This window comes from Patescibacteria group bacterium, assembly GCA_041661505.1.
Taxonomy (GTDB): domain Bacteria; phylum Patescibacteriota; class Patescibacteriia; order Patescibacteriales; family JBAZCA01; genus JBAZCA01.
The window spans coordinates 352,471-369,884 of sequence record JBAZUF010000001.1 but is presented as its reverse complement, the minus strand read 5'-3'; the positions used below and the strand labels follow the sequence as shown (position 1 = coordinate 369,884).

Genomic DNA, 17,414 nt, shown 5'->3' with positions numbered 1-17,414 from the left:
AGACAAATTTTATCCGACAAAGTTAGGCCCGTCAACACTCGATTTAGGAAAATCGGCCGCTATTTTCTTTATCATCGCCCGGGTTATGTCCCGGCCGCCCAAACCGGCGATAAAGCTTTTAATTTGGGTTTTTCCCGCGAGGCTGATTGAACGGATGTCGGATGCCAGGGGGCCGAGATGCCCCAAAGAAATGGACTTGTCTAAAACAGCAACCTGCTTGGCAGTTTTTAAAATATCCGCGATCTCTTTATGAGGAAAGGGGCGGAAGCATTTAATTTTTAATACTCCGACTTTATTTCCAAAGCCGAATTTTTTCGAATTGATCTCATCCGCCGCTTCTTTCATTGTCCCTATGACCGAACCCAGGGCCACTAAAATAATTTTAGGATTTTTAGGGCCGTAATATTCGACAAAAGGGTTGGCCGACGAATGACTGCCGGAAGAATTAAGAATTTTTGCCAGCCGGGCGCCTTCCTCGGCTAAGGCGGTTGCGGAGCCTAGAACGTCCTTGCTTAAATCTTCCCGTATTTCCATGTAATCGTCCGGCGTGGCTAATGCGCCTAAAGTAACCGGATTAGCCGGATCAAGATATTCTCCAGCTTTCGGCCGGTAATCAGGGAGGAATTTTTTTATGGTTTTTTTGTCCGGAAGCTCCACCGGCTCAAAAGTATGGGTTAAAACAAATCCGTCCAAATTAACCATAACCGGAATTTTTAATTTTTCCGCGACCCTAAAAGCCAGAAGATGCTGTTCGATTGTTTCCTGGATATTTTCCGAAAAAAGCATAATCCAGCCGGCATCCCGGACCACCATCGCGTCGGACTGGTCATTCCAGATATTAATCGGCGCGGAAATAGCGCGGTTCGCCACGGTCATAACAACAGGGAGGCGCATGCCGGCAATATTAAAAACCACTTCGCACATAAGCAAAAGGCCTTGGGAACTGGTAGCGGTATAGGTGCGCACGCCGGTAGCTGACGCCCCGGCGACGATTGACGCCGCCGAAAATTCGCTTTCCGCCCGGACATACTCATAACCGGCCTGGCCGTCGGCTTTGAATTTTGCCAGGTCTTCAACGATGTGGGTCTGGGGGGTGATCGGGTAAGCCGAAACCACGCCCGGGCTAATGTCTTTTATCAGCCGGGCAATCGCGTTTGATCCTTCTAGTATTTGCCGCATATAAGAAATTTTCAATTATCAATTTCCAATTTATAAATTATTTAATGGTAATTACTTGCAATTCGGCAATCGCATGAATCATGATGATGCGCGGATTATTTATCTTCCAGCTCCATATCTATGGCTTTAAACGGGCATTCTCTCGCGCAGAGCCCGCAACCCTTGCAGTAGTCAAAATTGATTTTGGCTTTGGGCCGGGAAACGGCGCTGGCGGGAGCGGCCGCGCCTGGAGCTGTTTTAACTTTTTTTGCGTCTGTATTTTCCAGAGAAATTATTCCTTCGGGACAAAGCCGGGTGCAAATCCCGCAACCGGTGCATTTTTCCAAATCAACGCCAGGCTTAAAAGTCCGCCAGGCGCCGGTTTTGTTTTTGATAGTTGAATTGGGTTTGACTGATATCGGAAGCTTCATAAATAATTTAATGAATGCGGTTTAGCCGGATGCATGTTTATTTAATCGACGCGTAGGCTTTTTCAATAGCCGCTATATTTCTTTTTACCACTTCCGGGCCCTTGGATTCAAGCTGTTCCTTAATCGCCGCTTCAAGAGATTTTAAGCTAATGACCCCGGCAATTTTTGAAAGCGCCCCGAGAATTACCGTGTTTACAATGTTCCTCCCGATCGTATCCAGGGCGATTTTTGTCGCGTCAAAAGTGTGGATGCTGCTCGCGGGAAAACCGGCCAGCCGGCTGACTTCTTCCGGAAGTTTCGTCGTGTTTACAATCATTATAGCCTTGGCGGCCGCGCCTTCGGACAAATTGACCGCGCCCAAAAGCGTCGCGTCCTGGACAATAATTATATCCGGATGATATACATGCTCCCTTAACCGGATCGGCTTCGAGTCAATCCGCGCGAACGCCATAATCGGCGCGCCCCGGCGCTCCACGCCGAAATAGGGAAAGGCTTGCGCTTCTTTGCCGTCCAAAAAAGCGGCGACGGCGATTAGTTCGGCTGAAGTAACCACCCCTTGTCCGCCCCGGCCATGAATGCGTACTTGTATCATATAAATTTTTTCTGGTATAAATTATTCTATCATCTGGTTAATTAGCTTTTCCCAAATCGGCAAGGGTATATCTCCATATACCATATATCCGTTAATAATCCAAGTCGGCGTTCCGGACAGGGAAATTCTTTGCCCTTCCTGGGCGTCGTTTTTGATTAATTCCTGGTATTTTAAGCTATCAAAGCAGGTTTGGAACCGGCCGGTATCCGCGCCGATTTCCCGGGCCGCTTCGAGTATTCCGGCGGCGGTATTTATTCCCTGGTTTAAGAATAATTTATCATGCATCAGCCAAAACAGGCCCTGCTCCCCGGCGCAGCGGGCGCCATTGGCTAAATCCAGGGATTCGTCAAACTGCGGGTAGTCTTTAAAAACCAATTTTACGTCTTTATTGTATTTTATTACCAGTTCGCGGATCGTCGAAAAAGAATTTTTTGAATTGGGACAGGCAAAATCGGAAAATTCAATTATGGTCACTTTAGGATTGTTTGAGCCGAACCAATAATCGCCCTTGGTATTGATCTCGTATTTTGGGCCGCTTAATTGGATTTTTTGGGACTGATTTTTAAGATCGGCCTTCGCGTCGCGATAGATTCTGAATACGTAAAGGCCGAAAGCAACGGAAAAAGCCAGCACTAAAAAAAATGCGAAAAGAAAAATTATTTTTACCGCTTTTTTCCCCATTTGTCGGCTATCCTATCTTGGATTATAATAAAAGAAGTTAAGTTGATTATACCATTTTCCTTATGAACAAACAAAATGGGGGCGAACATGACCGCCTTTTAGCCGCCCTGGAAAAAAAACATGAAAAGCGAAAGAATAAAAAGCGCGCGAAAATGAAAGTTTCCGGCGGTAGCGTAAAAAAGCTGCAGGAGTTGATAATAAAGAAGACGGTAAAATAAAAAAGCTTTTTTGGCATATCTCTTAATAAGCTCTTGAAAATTCTCAAAAATTAGCTTAATATTAGGAGCATAATATTTTTGTATTAAAATTTTTAAGAATTATGAAATACGACCATAAAGCGATCGAGCCAAAATGGCGGAAAAAATGGGAAGAATGGGGGATTTATAAGACTGGCGAGAGCGTCGGGGGACGAGATGATGAAAAAAAGCCTAAGTACTACATTTTGGACATGTTTCCGTATCCTTCGGGCGCCGGACTTCATGTCGGCCATCCCAAGGGATACATTGCTACAGATGTGTACGCGAGAATGCGGATGATGCAAGGGTATAATGTTTTGCATCCTATGGGCTGGGACGCTTTCGGCTTGCCGGCGGAAAATTACGCTTTGGAAAATAAAACCCATCCGCGCGTTGCTACGGAAAAAAACGTTGAGACTTTTAAGCGCCAGCTCGCACAACTCGGGTTTACGTATGACTGGGACCGGGAAATAAATACTACTGACCCGGAATTTTATAAATGGACCCAGTGGATATTTTTAGAGATGTTTCGCCGCGGCCTGGCTTATGAATCCAACGAGCCGATTAACTGGTGCCCGTCCTGCAAAACCGGTTTGGCGAATGAAGACCTGGAGAATGGAAGATGCGAACGATGCGGGTCTGTTGTCGAAAAAAAGCCGATACGCCAGTGGGTTTTAAAAATTACCGCTTACGCCGATCGGATGCTTAACGACCTGGAAAAATTACCGGACTGGGAAGAGTCGATTAAGGTAATGCAAAAAAATTGGATCGGGCGGAAAGAGGGAATTGATATCGATTATGAAATTGAAGGCTTGGACCAAAAATTATCGGTATTCACCACCCGTCCGGACACTAACTTTGGAGCGACTTTTATTGTAGCCGCGCCGGACAGCGATTTTGTAACCAATAATCTCGATAAGTTCCCTAATAAAAAAGAAGCGGCCAAGTATGTTGAAGAGGCTAAAAATAAAAGTGAGATTGAGAGAATAAGCGAAGGCCGTGTTAAGACCGGAGTAGCAACTGGCTGGGCCGCAATCAATAATCTTACCGGAAAACGCATGCCGATCTATGTCGGCGATTTTGTCTTAGCCTCGGTCGGAACCGGAATTGTTGTCGGCGTGCCGGGCCATGACATCCGCGATTTTGAGTTTGCCCAGGCCATGGGACTCGACGTGATAAGAGTTGTTGTGGGAAAAGATGGTGATGCCTCGCCGATCACGAAACCGGAACAAGTGCAGGAAGAAGAAGGCGTTATGATTAATAGCGAATTTTTAGACGGCCTTGATATTCATGCCGCAACGAAAAAGATAATGGATTATATTGAAGAAAAAGGCTGGGGCCGGCGGACAGTCAGCTACAAAATTAAAGACTGGGTATTTTCCCGGCAAAGATATTGGGGTGAGCCGTTCCCGCTCGTTTACTGCGAGCATTGCAAGGCTGAAGTGGAAAAATATGTTTTTGAGCATCCTGATGTGGTGGAAAAAATAAAACATGCGGGAATTAAGGAAAAGGCGGAAAAAATAAATGGGTTTACCGCCGGAGAAATTATTAATCCGGGCTGGGTGGGCGTTTCCGAACTGCCGGTTACCTTGCCGGAAGTTGAGCATTACGAACCGACCGGAACCGGCGAATCTCCGCTGGCGAATATAAAGGAATGGGTGGAAATAAAATGCCCGAAATGCGGTGGCCCGGCTAAGCGGGAGACCAATACTATGCCGCAATGGGCCGGGTCATCCTGGTATTACCTTCGCTACATTGATCCGCGTAATAACGAAGCGCTGGTAGATAAAGAAAAAGAGAAATATTGGTCGCCGGTCGATTTTTACGTCGGCGGCGCCGAGCACGCGACGCGCCACCTAATATATGCCCGATTCTGGCACAAATTTTTATTCGATATCGGCGCGGTTAGTTATGACGAGCCTTTCACCCGCCTTCAGCATGTCGGATTAATACTTGCCGAAGACGGACGGAAAATGTCTAAGCGCTGGAATAATGTTATTAACCCGGACGAGGTGGTAGAAAAATTCGGCGCGGACGCTATGCGGGTTTATGAAATGTTTATGGGGCCGTTTTCCCAGCCGGTCGCTTGGTCGACGAATGGACTAATCGGCGGAAGGAAATTTTTAGAACGGGTGTGGAAGTTGAAAGAAAAAGTTGATGGAAAGGCTGGCGGAGGCAAGGATGCGGAAAGCGGAAAGGGAGCGCAGGCTGGTGATGATAACGCAGGCAGTGATGTAAATAAAATTGATAACTTACTCCACAAAACCATAAAAAAAGTCGGCGAAGATATTGAATCATTTAAGTTTAATACCGGCATTGCCCAGATGATGATTCTGGTCAACCATATGTCTGACGCGGAAAATATAACTAAAGGCCAATACGCGGCGCTGTTAAAAATTTTATCGCCGTTTGCCCCGCATTTGACCGAAGAACTCTGGAATGGGCTCGGGCACGCGGAAAGCATATTTAAGGAAGAGTGGCCGAAGTTTGATCCGGAGCTTATTAAAGATGAAACAATCGAACTCGTCGTGCAAGTCAACGGGAAAGTGCGCGACACGATTTCCGCCGCCGCCGATATTTCCGAGGAAGAGGCAAAAAAAATCGCGCAGGAAAGCGCGAATGTGAAAAAGTGGGTCGAAGGGAAAAAGATCGAAAAAGTTGTTTTTGTTAAAGGAAAGCTGGTTAGTATTGTAGCGAAATAGCAGTAAGCTCGCGCCGAAAAAATTAACAAATTAGAAATCTAATCCAAATTATTTTAAAGATGGGAATATCAATAGCGCCCCAAAAAGGGCGCTATTATAAATTGGCCAAAAGCCATTTTTTGCCTACCTTTTTTACTTTGAAATTAACTTTGGTTTTTTCACCGTTAAAATAGACTTCGGAAGTATAGATTTTTTCAGCTTCTTTTGAACTGGTTAAGGCCGAGGCCGAGAGAGTGTTTCCCAGGGCCAGCCGGCCTTCCTTATCCAGTTTGTCAAGAGTATATTTTACCGGGGTTTGGGCTTCGCTTGTAAAATAGCTGATGGCGGAAGAACTGCCTGAACGGATAGCGCTCGCGGCTGAATCGATAGTATCGCGGCTGTCCGAAGAAAATGAGTCGCCGGAAGATTTATCTTCTTCGCCGACAGATGGAATTCTGTCAATATCCGTATTTTTTATTCCCAGGGCCAGGCCTTTTATAACCTTTAGAGCCAGCGGAGAAGATCCAAAAAAATATCTCTTTTTGTCTTTTGGATTAAGATACCAAAGCTCGCCATGATTTTCAGCCTGGATAAATATTTTGCCCGAATTTTCTATTAGGAAGCTGGGATTAAAGGAAACTTTTTCTTTACCCAAGGGCGAATAGCCGCCTACAGCCTCCTCTTTATCATTATATCCGTCATTATCACTATCCTTATTATAAGGATCGGTCTTTAGGCTTGCTTCAAGGCCGTCCGAAAGGCCGTCCGCGTCCGAGTCCTTAATATCTTTATAAAAGTCTCCTAGCCCCAGGGGGATTTTTTCCAAGTCTTTGTCTTTGATGCCTATGGAAAATTTGGAAAGGTTATTATTTATATCAGTTAGGCCGTTTAGATAATATTTTTTTCCGTCTTTTGGATTAAGATACCAAAGCTCGCCATGGCTTTCGGCCTGGATTAAAAAATAACCTTTCAGCCTTCCGGCTAAATTATTTTCAGCCGATATTTGGACTGGAATCATCAACGCCAGGAGAGCGAATATTATCAGCAAGTGATTTTTCATATTTTTGGAATCCCAGGATGACTTGAATCGCCAAATTTGATATAATTAAAGAGTAAAGAATTGGCGTATGACAAAAGTTAGAAAAAGCTTATTTATATTTTCCGCCCTGATTATAATCGCGTCCGGGTATATAGTTTATGATTATTACCGATGGGGAAAATTTGTCCGGGAAATTAACGCCGGAGGAAGCTGCGCGGTCCAGGATGGCGGGAACATAACCAAGGTAATGCCCTGCGTCTTGGATACTCCGGCTAATTATCCGGTAACTTGCGAGGCTTCCTGCCCCTTGGTAACTCCGGTTTTTGAGACAGCCTGCGCCGGCTACACCGAATTAGATACCCAGAGCCAGCAGGGAACGACTTTTCTCGCCGTGCCAAAAGGTTTTGTCTATAAAGGCGGAGGCACGACTCCGACGATGGGCATGCAATACCTTTACTGCGGTTCATCCAACGCCTATCCTTGGGTAATTGGGATTCCGGGAGTGGCGAAGAATAATACTGATCGGGTTTTTGACTGGTTCAGGTATATTATAGCAGGATTTAAGGATAAGATTAAATAATTCGCCAAACGCCGGGCATGAATTTAACTCCCCAAATAAAATATCTTTGCGAGCTTTATGATATTGTCCCTTCGCGATCAAAGGGGCAAAATTTTTTAATCTCGGAAAAGATATATGACGATATTATCCAAGCGGCCGATTTAGAGCCGCACGACGTTGTTTTGGAAATCGGGCCGGGACTCGGGTTCCTTACCGCCAAACTGGCAAAAAAAGCAAAACGGGTAATTGCCGTTGAACTGGACGACAAACTGGCGCAGGTTCTAAGGGATGGGCTGAATATGCATAACGTAAAAAACGTCGAAGTGGTTAATAAAGATATTTTAACTCTGAAAGCCGGGGACCTTAAGCTGGAAGACAAAAACTACAAGGTAGTCGCCAATCTGCCATACAATATCACCTCGATTTTTTTAAGGAAATTTTTGTCGGAAGAAAAAGCGCGGCCCGAGTCTTTGACTTTGATGCTTCAAAAAGAAGTAGCGCAGAGGATTGTTGCTAAGCCGCCTAAAATGAGCATGCTCGCGGTTTCGGTCCAATTTTACTCTCTGCCGAAAATCATAAGGCAGGTTTCCAAAGGGAATTTTTGGCCCAGCCCGAAAGTGGATTCGGCGATTATAAAATTGGATAGCCGGCCAGAACGCATAGAAATTGATGAAAGAAAATTTTTCCGGCTGGCAAAATTCGGTTTTAGCTCGAAAAGAAGAATGCTAAAGAACAACCTGGCGGCCGGACTGCAGATCAATGCCGAAGAGGCCGAAGCCGGGTTAGAAGCAGTTGGCTTAAACCCTAAAATCCGGGCTGAAGGACTGACTATAGAAAATTGGGTAAAACTATTTGGTGAGTTAGGAAAGTTTATGGTATAATATCGGCAATGGATAGGTTATAGAACAGCGGCTCAAAAAGACCAAAAATTTAAATATACGCATTGCGAAAGCAATTACTATTTTCCCCATGCAACCAGACCCGGAAAATAGCCAATATGGCGATCCGCAGGGTAACCAACCGCCGCGGCCGCCAGAATTAGGCAAAGGCCAAAAGATAGCCGTAGCGGTTTTGGCCGTTTTTGCGTTGTTCGTGGTTGTTATATGGACGGTCCAGTTTAAAAAAAGTTTGACCCAGCCTTTTGTATATAACGGCGAAACCGATACCGCTGATAACGCCGCGACGAGCGCCTGTTCCGGACCGGACTGCCCGGAAACAGTCGCCAGGCAGAAATCCGCCGACACCGATCATGACAGCTTAAACGATTATGACGAGCTCTATATTTACCAGACTTCGCCTTATTTGGAAGATAGCGATTCGGACGGGATTTTAGACGGGGTTGAAGTAAAAAACGGGACTGATCCGAATTGTCCGGAAGGAAAAGTTTGCTACAAAAGTTCAATATCTTCCGGCGCCCAAACCCAGGCCAGTTCGACGCCCAATAGCGTCAACCTGGAAACTCTTCAGCAGATGTCCCAGCAGTTGGATGCTTTAAGCCCAGCGGTGCAAAATGAGGCCAGCCAGCAAACCAATTCAAATACGGGTAGCGACGCTCTTCAGCAATTAACCAGCGGACAAATCGACGCCAAAACTTTAAGGCAATTATTAATCGACCACGGCATGCAAAAATCAGTATTAGATAAAATAAGCGACGATGAATTGATTAAGAGTTTTGGGGAAGTGATGAGCCAGTAGTAGTAGCTATTTGAAGTTATTATAGTTTTCATATTTTAATAAAATGACTGAGAGGCGCGTAGAAAATAAATATAATTGTTCCAGTAAGGCAGTATTAATTCTTTTTATTGTTTTTGTTATTGTAGGATTATTTTGTATTAAAAATGTAAAAATTGCAAGCGCGCAGTCGGAGGGTTACGGAAGTGGATGGGTTGGCACTAATGGTGAAACTTCAGATCCATCAGCAGTATCTGTTGATGATAAGCAGGCAAATCGATCTTTGAGCGCACAACTAAAAACACTAATGGGTATAAAATCCAATCAGCCAACGATTTGGTCGTGGCAGAAATTATGGGATGAGAAGTGGAATCTTTTAAAAGAGGTCGGCGGAGCGGCTTTTAAAGCGGCATTGGGTTCTTTTTTAAATGAATTCGCTTACGAATCGGCGACTTATCTCGCTACCGGCGATACGGGCCAGGGATCAATGTTTTTCCAAAGCAGTTGGGAGGATTTTATCGCTGATGCCGGCGATGCCGCCGCCGGGGCGTTTTTGGAGAAAATGATAAGCGGTATTGGCAATACAACCGGCTGGTGGAAAGGCTTTAACGTCTGTGATCCGAATATATCGGTAAAAATAAAAATTGCCTTGGGACTTTATAACAAAACCTGGAGCAAACCAAAGTGTTCATTCTCTACCATGGCCAAGAACTGGAAGGAAAAACTATCTAGTGAAACTTTCTTAAGTGACTTTCAGAACATGTTCAATCCCTATGAAAACGACCTTGGAATTGCTTTGATTATGAATGCCGGGAGTACGGAATATATCACGGGATACGTCAAGAGCAAAGAAAAAACTAGAGACGAGGCAAACGGAATGAAAGCGGTTACGGAAAAGATAAGTAAATGGATTAAAACTCCAGCTGAAACGGTAAGGACTATGCAGGCGGCTGCTTGGGAGAAATCCACTTTTGGACAGACAGTATTCACCGGCACGGCGGCTGACGCGATTGATATTTTTATTAATACTCTTTTAGGCAAGTTAATGCAGCAATGGCTAAAGAGCGGATTAGTTTCAGACTATACCGCGGATATTGAAGTAACTGAACCGGACGCTGATTTTACCTCTTCTGAAGGCATAGAAGCGGCCGAGGCGCGATTCCGGTCTTTGACTGAACCGAGTTTCGGCGTCCGGGGAGATTATAATATTTTAAGCGAGCTTACTGTCTGCGCCAACCCTTCAAAAGCCGGACCGACCAACTGCGTAATAACCGATAAGTTCAGACAGGCAATAACTAAACGCCTTACAGTCGCCGAGGCTATAAAAGACGGATACTTAAAATCCAGCGGTAAATTCGGATTTTTGACCGGCGGATCGGCTGAAGCCGAGCCGAAATACAAGGATGAAGATTATCCTTACCGCTCTATGGTGATATTAAGAAAGTTTAGGATTATTCCGGTCGGCTGGGAATTGGCGGCTCAATATATTTCAAAAAATTCCGGCGTCGGTTCCTGCACTTTAGGCGATATGGTTTACTGCTTTGATGAAGTAAGCGCGGTTGACTACAAAAGCCTGAAGAGCGGAAGCTGTAAAATGGACAGCAAATGGTGCCGGGGGATGGTTGACCCGGGCTGGGTGTTAAAGGCCCCCTTAAATTATTGCCGGAAAGAAGGGGCGGGGCCGGAAATTGAATCGTCCCAAACGTCCGGCGACGGGGACGACAGCAAAGTGGAGATATCTCGAAACGATAATTATTGCGCTGACGAGCAGACCTGCGTTGACGAGGATACCGACGGATCGTGCAATTCTTACGGCTACTGCACCGAAGAAAGAAGAACCTGGAATTTTAACACAAAATCATGCAAACCGTTAAATAATACCTGCCAAAGCTTTAAGTCCGACAGCGGCAGTTCGGTTTCTTATCTGCAAAATACTCTGGATTTTAGCTCATGCACTGAAGCCAATGCCGGCTGCCGGGGGTATTGTACAGGCCTTTCAGGCATTAGTAGTACGGCTAGCTGGCAATGCGGAATCGGCAAAGAAGTTTATTTGAATAAAAACGCCGCTAAATGCACCCAGTCAAACGAAGGCTGCCACGAATTTATCCGGGCAACCGAGGTGGCCGGCGTAAATTTACTGCCTAATCCAAGCTTTGAAGAAGACTTGTCAGTCGGCGGCTGGTCCGGTTTTGGAACGGCATCGACGGACGGCGCGGCTGACAAAAACAAATCCTTAAAGCTTAACTCAAGCGGGTTATTAAAGCCGGTAGCGATCGGCTTAAGCGATTATTCCCTGGCCGACAGGACCTTGAGCTTTTCATTGTCGGCTAAAAATTGCGGGACAGAAGGAAAATTCGGCTTTTATGATTATAACAGCCTTGAGCTTTTAACCTCGAATTTAATATCAGATAATAGCGGCTGGCAAAGGCTTACCCTGACCTATACTTTTCCCGAAGATTATGGGTTTGCCAGCGAAGCCAACAGCCTGGAAATCGGCGTAAAGGACTTTAGCGGTTCGGATTGTTTAATTGACGCCGTCAAACTGGAATTCGGCGCATCCGCTACGGAATACAGCGATTATCAGGCCAGCGGAAAAGTCTATGAGAAATTTATGCCGGACTATTACGCTTCTGAATGCTATGAAAATTCAAGCGGAGCCACTCCGGATTATTCCTTAAAGTCCGGCGCCCCGTCCGCCTGTTCTAATTTTGCCCGCCGCTGCAACGAAGATGAAGTTGATTGCAATATGTATACTTCGGTAAAGGACGGCGGGAGCATACCGGCCAGCGTCCGAAAGACCGACCAGTGCCCGGCCGAATGCGTCGGTTATGATACCTATATCCAGAAAGAAGCCAAGTTCGATTCGAAACGCGACGAATATTTTATTCCGAAAAGCGCTAAAATTTGCGCCGCCACCGCGGTCGGCTGTGATCAATTCACCAACCTAGACGAGGCCGAGAAAAAAGGAGAAGCCCGCCAGAATTATACCTATCTCCGCCAGTGCATTAAGCCGGAATTGGTTTGTTCAAGCGACCTGGCTACTCCCTGTAAAAACGAAGTTTGCCCGACCGGGGGGACCTGCCAAGTGCCGGCCAGCGCCAAAGCCAATTGCTCCGAATTTTATACTTGGGAAGGTTCAAGCGAGTCAGGCTTCCAGCTGAAAGTCTTTAATCTGCAGGTTGACAGCAATGAATCAGGAAAAGATAATGGCGCTCCGGATGAATCGCCCGTCGTTTATACGAGCGACCAAATCGTTCCGGTTTATAATAACGATCCGGCCGTCACTTATGATGATCGGGGCGACTGCAACCAATATACTTACGGCTTGCCGATAACCGATGGAAGATATAATTCCAATTGCCGGCAGTTTTATAACCGGGCTGGAGAAATTTCCTATCATCTATATACCTCGACGATTTCCTGTTCGGATAATTGCCATCCTTACCGCCGGAGCGAAAATAATAATTTATATTCAGAAGAAGATTGCGAGGACCAATGCGGAAGCGCTTCGAACTACTGCGCCTGCGCTACCGCCTGCTCTGATTCGGCGGCTGAAGGAAAGTCAAGCTGTTTGCTTGAAGAGGGGCAGTATGTTTATTGCAAGAATGGCGGCAGATGGAATGTCAGCCAGGCGTCTTGCTTATACGCGGCCATTCCGGGCGAGGGAATAAGCTGTCAGGATTCCCAAGTCGGCTGCCGCGAATACTCGGGCAATCAGGGCAGTAATATGCGGACGATTCTAGCTAACAGCTTTGACGAGGATCAAGATTTTACCGGCTGGGACGGGCTTTCCGGATCGAGTATTGAGCCGAGCGCGACCGCCTTAAAAGTCGGAGGGAAGTCTCTTTTGGTTAAGGCTGGGACTGACGGCGCCAAGGCGGGCACCAGCGTCGAGTCGCTTCTCCATAGCGGTTATTCTTATACGCTTACTTTCTTGGCGAAAACTTCAGCCGCGGAAATCAACGTTTATTTCCTTGACGGCTACGGAACAACTACCCCGATGACCGGAGATATAATGACCGCCGAAGGCGGAGACTGGAAAATTTACCGCTATAATATCGATAATTTTTCCAAGGTCCAGGGAGATGAAAGCATTATTTTTTCGGCCGCCTCGGATTTCTATATAGACGACGTTAAGCTGGTGGAAATCGTCGACCGGTATTACCTGATAAAGAATTCATGGACAACGCCGGTTTCCTGCGACAACGCCCTTGATAATCCTGAAGGCAAAGAAACTTGCTATAATAACCGCTGTTCGCCCCAGGAGATGCTTTCATGCGACAAATATTCCGACCAGTCGGGAAAAATTGCCTATTTAAAGAGCTTTACCCGGTTATGCCAGGAATCGGCAATCGGCTGCGAGCTGATGATTGATACGAAAAATTATTCTAAAGCTGGCGGCGGCATCTGGAATGACGCTAACGGCGACGGCAATTGCACCGCTACGACCGGCGCGGTTAATGATAAGGCAGACTGCGTGAAAGTTGGAGGCGACAGTTATATTTACGCGGTCTATAATTCCAAATATAACTGCAATTCCGAAGACAAAGGATGCCAAAAGCTCGGTAAAAATTATAATTATGAAGGCCAGACCCTCCATACCGCTGCTTACCTGGTTAACGACCCGGACGAATATTCGTCCACGCTCTGTACAAAAGACGCCGAGGGATGCGACCAATGGAAATCCAGCTCTAGCGGAAGCTATAGTTATTTTAAAGACCCCGGCGACCAGGTTTGCGAACATAAAACTTTGACCGGGGGAACGAAGTGGTGGAAAAAGAAAATTAACCGCTGTGACGATGTAACGGCAAACGGGACAATCGAAAGCGGCGAAACGCAAATTTGCCAAACCGATTCAGACTGCGGAGCCGCCGGAACGGCCTGTGAAGAAGAAAGCGACTGCTTGGGCGGGAAAGGCGCTTGCATAGAAAAAAGCTGTTATTATAAATGCGTTGAAGACGATAATAGCTATGATTGCACCGATACTGGTACAGAACCCAGAACCTTTGGCAAAGGCGGAGCGGAGATTGACCAGACAAAAAGCGGATTTGCCGGAATCTGCCCGTCAAGCGAGTCGGGTTGTGGCGAGTTTATTGATCCGATGAGCAAGCCCTCGGTCAATTTGGTTTTCAATAGCGACTTCCAGGACATTGACGGCAATGGAACGAATGGGGACGGCTGGATTGGAAGCGGGCCCTGGAAACAGCCAATATCCCTGCAAAATAATACTCTTTACATAATCCGCGCCAACCAAATTTCTTCGGGCGAGTTTAAAGTCGGAGTCTCTTGCGAGGCAAAGATTTTCGCGCTAGGGACGGATTCGAGCTTGAGCGAGGCAGCCGAAGTGCAGACAAAGCACAATCAGAGCCAGTTATTTTACGTGGCCGACAACACAGGCTGCGAAGTTATCAGATATAATAAGGTAAAGGGGGATGAAGTCGTAGTTAAAAATACCATGATAAGTTATCAGCTAAAGGACAAGATTGATTATACGAGCTGTAACGGGCTGATTAATTACGACAAAGGGTGCGTGTTGTTTAACCAAAGAATTTTTGGATCAAGCGGCCTGGAGGAATTGCAGTATGACGCCGACTTAACGGTCGCCAGCTCCAGCGTTTCCCCCCAGTCCGGACTCCCGGGAAATTGGGATTCAAACAAGATAATTAAAGTTTCCCCTGACCGGGTCTGCGACAAGTGGCTCACCTGCCGCAGTTCGGTCGTAACCAAGGATGAAAATGGAAAAGAAAAGACAAGCTGTTTTGATATCGGCACCTGCAATTCTTTTGACGAATCCGGCAATTGCAACGGCTTTGTCAGCCCCGCAACTATAAGTATGCAGACCGCGATCGCCGGAAACTCGGCCTCTATCGCGAAATATGCCAATGTTTCCGGATACGCGAAAGTTGGGCTGGATTCGACGAGCAGTGATTTTAGAATGAGAGGGTTTTATCCGTTTGGCCAGATGAAGCAGGTGGGAGAAGCGGCCTGGGTGCCGAACGGAAATTTTGAAACCTACGGAACCAATAAATATCCGACCGGCTGGACGCCAGCTACCGGAAGCTGGTCTTCCAGCTTGTTTTCGGTAATAACCAGCCCTTACGCGGCCCAGCAGGAAGCCGGTATAAGCGGCAAGGGCGGAATTGGCTATCCAGTAGAAGGAGAGAGCTTTCTAAAATACTCCAGCGAAGAATTCAGCACTGGTCCGGTTTCGGAACAGATAGACGTAGAACCAGACACCGAATATATTTTGAGCTACGAGATTAACACTTTGAATTTCAGGTCCAACGGCAAACATCATGATATTAGGGCGGTAGTCACGGTACATGATCCGATGATAAGCATAAACAGCGCAAGCGACTGGAATAATAAGGCTTTTATAGACAATTCTTATAGTTCTCCCGGGCTGGAGTGGCATACGGTTGTAACAAAATTTAAGACCGTTTCTAAAGACGCTTCAATTAAACACAGAACCATAGCCTTGTGGCTGGGCGCGGTTGATATGACGACGGATCCCAATTTTCTTTGCCAGACTGACGGGGATTGCACCGGAAATATCTACATCGACGATATTAGACTTCGTCCGGCGCTTGAAGGGGCAAATGATCCCAGCCAGACGCCGTCGACCTTTAATATGCACCAATTATGCCGCCTCTACCCGGAAACGGATTCTTTGTCCTGCGATTATTTTAACGACTCGGGAGTTAGGGAAAAAGGCTGGCCCGGATATTGCCTGCAATTTGACCGTTCGCCGGGCTCAACGAAGAATTGCATTATGTGGTGGCCGGTCGATAAAGTAAAAGGCGACGGCATTGAAGAAGGCGCCGGGTATAATAACCGCTATCCTCTTTATTACGCGACCAATATGACTAAGCGCTATACTTGCGACACTGAAGAGCTGATTCCGATTAAAGTCGGAACAAAAGTTGAATACACCGGCGCTTCTTGCGATTCGCCTGGAGATAATAAGGGATGCGCAAACGAGGAGAAACAAAACCTAGTGAGTTTTTATAGTGGCGCGTCAGAAGTCTGTCCGGGCGAAGCTTCGGGCAGTGCTTACGGTTATTCCTACTCGCTTTCCGAATCAGGCGGCTCCTATACCCTAAAAACCACTTATTTGGGTTGTAAGCCTAAATTCGGCACAGCCGCAGAAACCGCGGTAGATTGTACTAAAGTTGAGTCAATCTATTCGGATGGAACAACCGATTACTATTGCCCGTCAAAAGCCACGCCGATTATAACTTATATACATGCCGCCTGCGGTCCGGGAGAATATATAACAGCAACCACAGACCGAAAAAAAATTTCCATGTATGTCGCGGCAAATATTGTTCAGGTTGTTACTCCGACCGGCCAAAATAAATTTTGGAGTTCGCGCGCTTACAAGGGAAGCAAATATAAAGTTTATTGCAGTAATAATTCCAAAACATGTGATTATGACGCTGATTATCCACCCTTTGGATCAGTCGTCCCGCCCACGGGATATGAAGACAACCCCTACGAGTGGGATCAGCTGGCAATGCTGGATTCGGATAGCGATGAAGCCAGGGCGGGTAGCAACGTTTCACCTGTCTATGTTAAGCGGCTTTTCGCGAAAAGCTACGGGGCTTGGACTTGGGACGCTACATCGGAAAAGTATCTGAAAGCTACCTCCCCGTCCTGGACGCCTCCCAGAATCTATTGTACCAGCGCTACCAGGCCGACTTTTAATCCCACTACCATGAAATGCACCGGGTATGACGGCGTTAGCGGAAGCTGTCTTTCGTGCGAAGCGGGATCATCGAAGACTTGCGACTATTGTTCCATACCGCCCAAAATTAAAAATTTGAAGATTGACAAGCAAGCTTCCTCCCAGGCCGTAAGGTCTAAGAACGGATTGATGAACTTGACTTTTAACTCTTTTGTTGACTCACAACAACTGCCAATGGTAATGCTTAGCGTAATTTGGGGCGACAAAGAATCAACGACTATTACCGGAGTCGAGATGTATGACCGCGAGGCTACTTCCAGTCCTCATTCGCTCTTCCATTTATACGATTATTGGGACATGAGAAAGAAAAAATATTCCTGCAAAGCCGGAGATATCGGCTGTGATCAAATATACTGCGGAAATAATAATGGAGCGGCCAGCAATTATAAAGGCGATGGAAATGGCGAGAGTTGCCCGGTTAATTCCGATTGCTGCATGGTTCAGCCGAAAGTAAAAGTGAAAGACAACTGGGGCTGGTGCTCCTTTAAGGTTGACGCGAGCGGAAATTATGTCGATACCCCGGTTTGGGCCAAAAACTGCATTAACGACTATAGCTACCAGCCGTATAACGGGTGGGTGGTTGTAACGGAAAGATAATTTTTTATGAGAATAGAAAGAC

At 46.4% G+C, this 17,414-nt stretch carries 11 protein-coding genes; 6 read left to right on the top strand and 5 right to left on the bottom strand.

Going from position 1 to position 17,414, the window contains the following annotated elements; all coding sequences use genetic code 11:
- Positions 1-9: 9 nt before the first annotated feature.
- The 4 genes from porA to WC715_01865 form a co-directional block, all read right to left on the bottom strand.
- A complete protein-coding gene (gene porA, locus WC715_01880) occupies positions 10-1,179 on the bottom strand; it encodes a pyruvate ferredoxin oxidoreductase (GenBank protein ID MFA6171195.1) in 1,170 nt (389 codons plus the stop codon).
- A 95-nt stretch (positions 1,180-1,274) separates the two neighbouring features.
- The gene (locus WC715_01875; protein MFA6171194.1) at positions 1,275-1,589 is read right to left on the bottom strand and encodes a 4Fe-4S binding protein; all 315 of its coding nucleotides are present in this window, start codon (positions 1,587-1,589) and stop codon (positions 1,275-1,277) included.
- A 37-nt stretch (positions 1,590-1,626) separates the two neighbouring features.
- On the bottom strand, positions 1,627-2,181 hold the full coding sequence (locus WC715_01870) for a 2-oxoacid:acceptor oxidoreductase family protein (protein ID MFA6171193.1): 555 nt from the start codon (positions 2,179-2,181) through the stop codon (positions 1,627-1,629).
- Between the two features lie 21 nt (positions 2,182-2,202).
- Positions 2,203-2,862 carry a DsbA family protein gene (locus WC715_01865; GenBank protein ID MFA6171192.1) on the bottom strand — a complete coding sequence of 220 codons (660 nt, stop codon included), beginning with the start codon at positions 2,860-2,862 and terminating at the stop codon, positions 2,203-2,205.
- 62 nt (positions 2,863-2,924) lie between these two features.
- Here WC715_01865 and WC715_01860 point away from each other — a divergent pair, with 62 nt between their 5' ends.
- Positions 2,925-3,080: a hypothetical protein gene (locus WC715_01860; protein ID MFA6171191.1), complete on the top strand. Its 156-nt coding sequence runs from the start codon at positions 2,925-2,927 to the stop codon at positions 3,078-3,080.
- Between the two features lie 101 nt (positions 3,081-3,181).
- Positions 3,182-5,800 (top strand): leucine--tRNA ligase, encoded by a 2,619-nt coding sequence (leuS, locus tag WC715_01855; GenBank protein ID MFA6171190.1) that lies wholly within the window; start codon positions 3,182-3,184, stop codon positions 5,798-5,800.
- Positions 5,801-5,894: 94 nt separating this feature from the next.
- Here leuS and WC715_01850 read toward each other — a convergent pair whose 3' ends face one another.
- The gene (locus WC715_01850; protein ID MFA6171189.1) at positions 5,895-6,839 is read right to left on the bottom strand and encodes a thrombospondin type 3 repeat-containing protein; all 945 of its coding nucleotides are present in this window, start codon (positions 6,837-6,839) and stop codon (positions 5,895-5,897) included.
- Positions 6,840-6,906: 67 nt separating this feature from the next.
- On the opposite strand from WC715_01850, the gene WC715_01845 reads away from it, so the two are divergent.
- The 4 genes from WC715_01845 to WC715_01830 all read left to right on the top strand — a co-directional run bounded on the left by WC715_01845 (position 6,907) and on the right by WC715_01830 (position 17,392).
- Complete coding sequence (locus WC715_01845) at positions 6,907-7,398, top strand: hypothetical protein (GenBank protein MFA6171188.1); 492 nt, start codon at positions 6,907-6,909, stop codon at positions 7,396-7,398.
- 17 nt (positions 7,399-7,415) lie between these two features.
- Positions 7,416-8,258: a 16S rRNA (adenine(1518)-N(6)/adenine(1519)-N(6))-dimethyltransferase RsmA gene (gene rsmA, locus WC715_01840; protein MFA6171187.1), complete on the top strand. Its 843-nt coding sequence runs from the start codon at positions 7,416-7,418 to the stop codon at positions 8,256-8,258.
- Between the two features lie 88 nt (positions 8,259-8,346).
- On the top strand, positions 8,347-9,072 hold the full coding sequence (locus tag WC715_01835) for a thrombospondin type 3 repeat-containing protein (protein ID MFA6171186.1): 726 nt from the start codon (positions 8,347-8,349) through the stop codon (positions 9,070-9,072).
- Between the two features lie 283 nt (positions 9,073-9,355).
- A complete protein-coding gene (locus tag WC715_01830; protein ID MFA6171185.1) occupies positions 9,356-17,392 on the top strand; it encodes a hypothetical protein in 8,037 nt (2,678 codons plus the stop codon).
- Positions 17,393-17,414 lie beyond the last annotated feature (22 nt).

What these genes read in the sequence shown, in the direction of transcription:
- porA (MFA6171195.1), bottom strand. Translation starts at nt 1,179, where the DNA reads ATGCGGCAAATACTAGAAGGATCAAACGCGATTGCCCGGCTGATAAAA.
- WC715_01875 (MFA6171194.1), bottom strand. Translation starts at nt 1,589, where the DNA reads ATGAAGCTTCCGATATCAGTCAAACCCAATTCAACTATCAAAAACAAA.
- WC715_01870 (MFA6171193.1), bottom strand. Translation starts at nt 2,181, where the DNA reads ATGATACAAGTACGCATTCATGGCCGGGGCGGACAAGGGGTGGTTACT.
- WC715_01865 (MFA6171192.1), bottom strand. Translation starts at nt 2,862, where the DNA reads ATGGGGAAAAAAGCGGTAAAAATAATTTTTCTTTTCGCATTTTTTTTA.
- WC715_01860 (MFA6171191.1), top strand. Translation starts at nt 2,925, where the DNA reads ATGAACAAACAAAATGGGGGCGAACATGACCGCCTTTTAGCCGCCCTG.
- leuS (MFA6171190.1), top strand. Translation starts at nt 3,182, where the DNA reads ATGAAATACGACCATAAAGCGATCGAGCCAAAATGGCGGAAAAAATGG.
- WC715_01850 (MFA6171189.1), bottom strand. Translation starts at nt 6,839, where the DNA reads ATGAAAAATCACTTGCTGATAATATTCGCTCTCCTGGCGTTGATGATT.
- WC715_01845 (MFA6171188.1), top strand. Translation starts at nt 6,907, where the DNA reads ATGACAAAAGTTAGAAAAAGCTTATTTATATTTTCCGCCCTGATTATA.
- rsmA (MFA6171187.1), top strand. Translation starts at nt 7,416, where the DNA reads ATGAATTTAACTCCCCAAATAAAATATCTTTGCGAGCTTTATGATATT.
- WC715_01835 (MFA6171186.1), top strand. Translation starts at nt 8,347, where the DNA reads ATGCAACCAGACCCGGAAAATAGCCAATATGGCGATCCGCAGGGTAAC.
- WC715_01830 (MFA6171185.1), top strand. Translation starts at nt 9,356, where the DNA reads ATGGGTATAAAATCCAATCAGCCAACGATTTGGTCGTGGCAGAAATTA.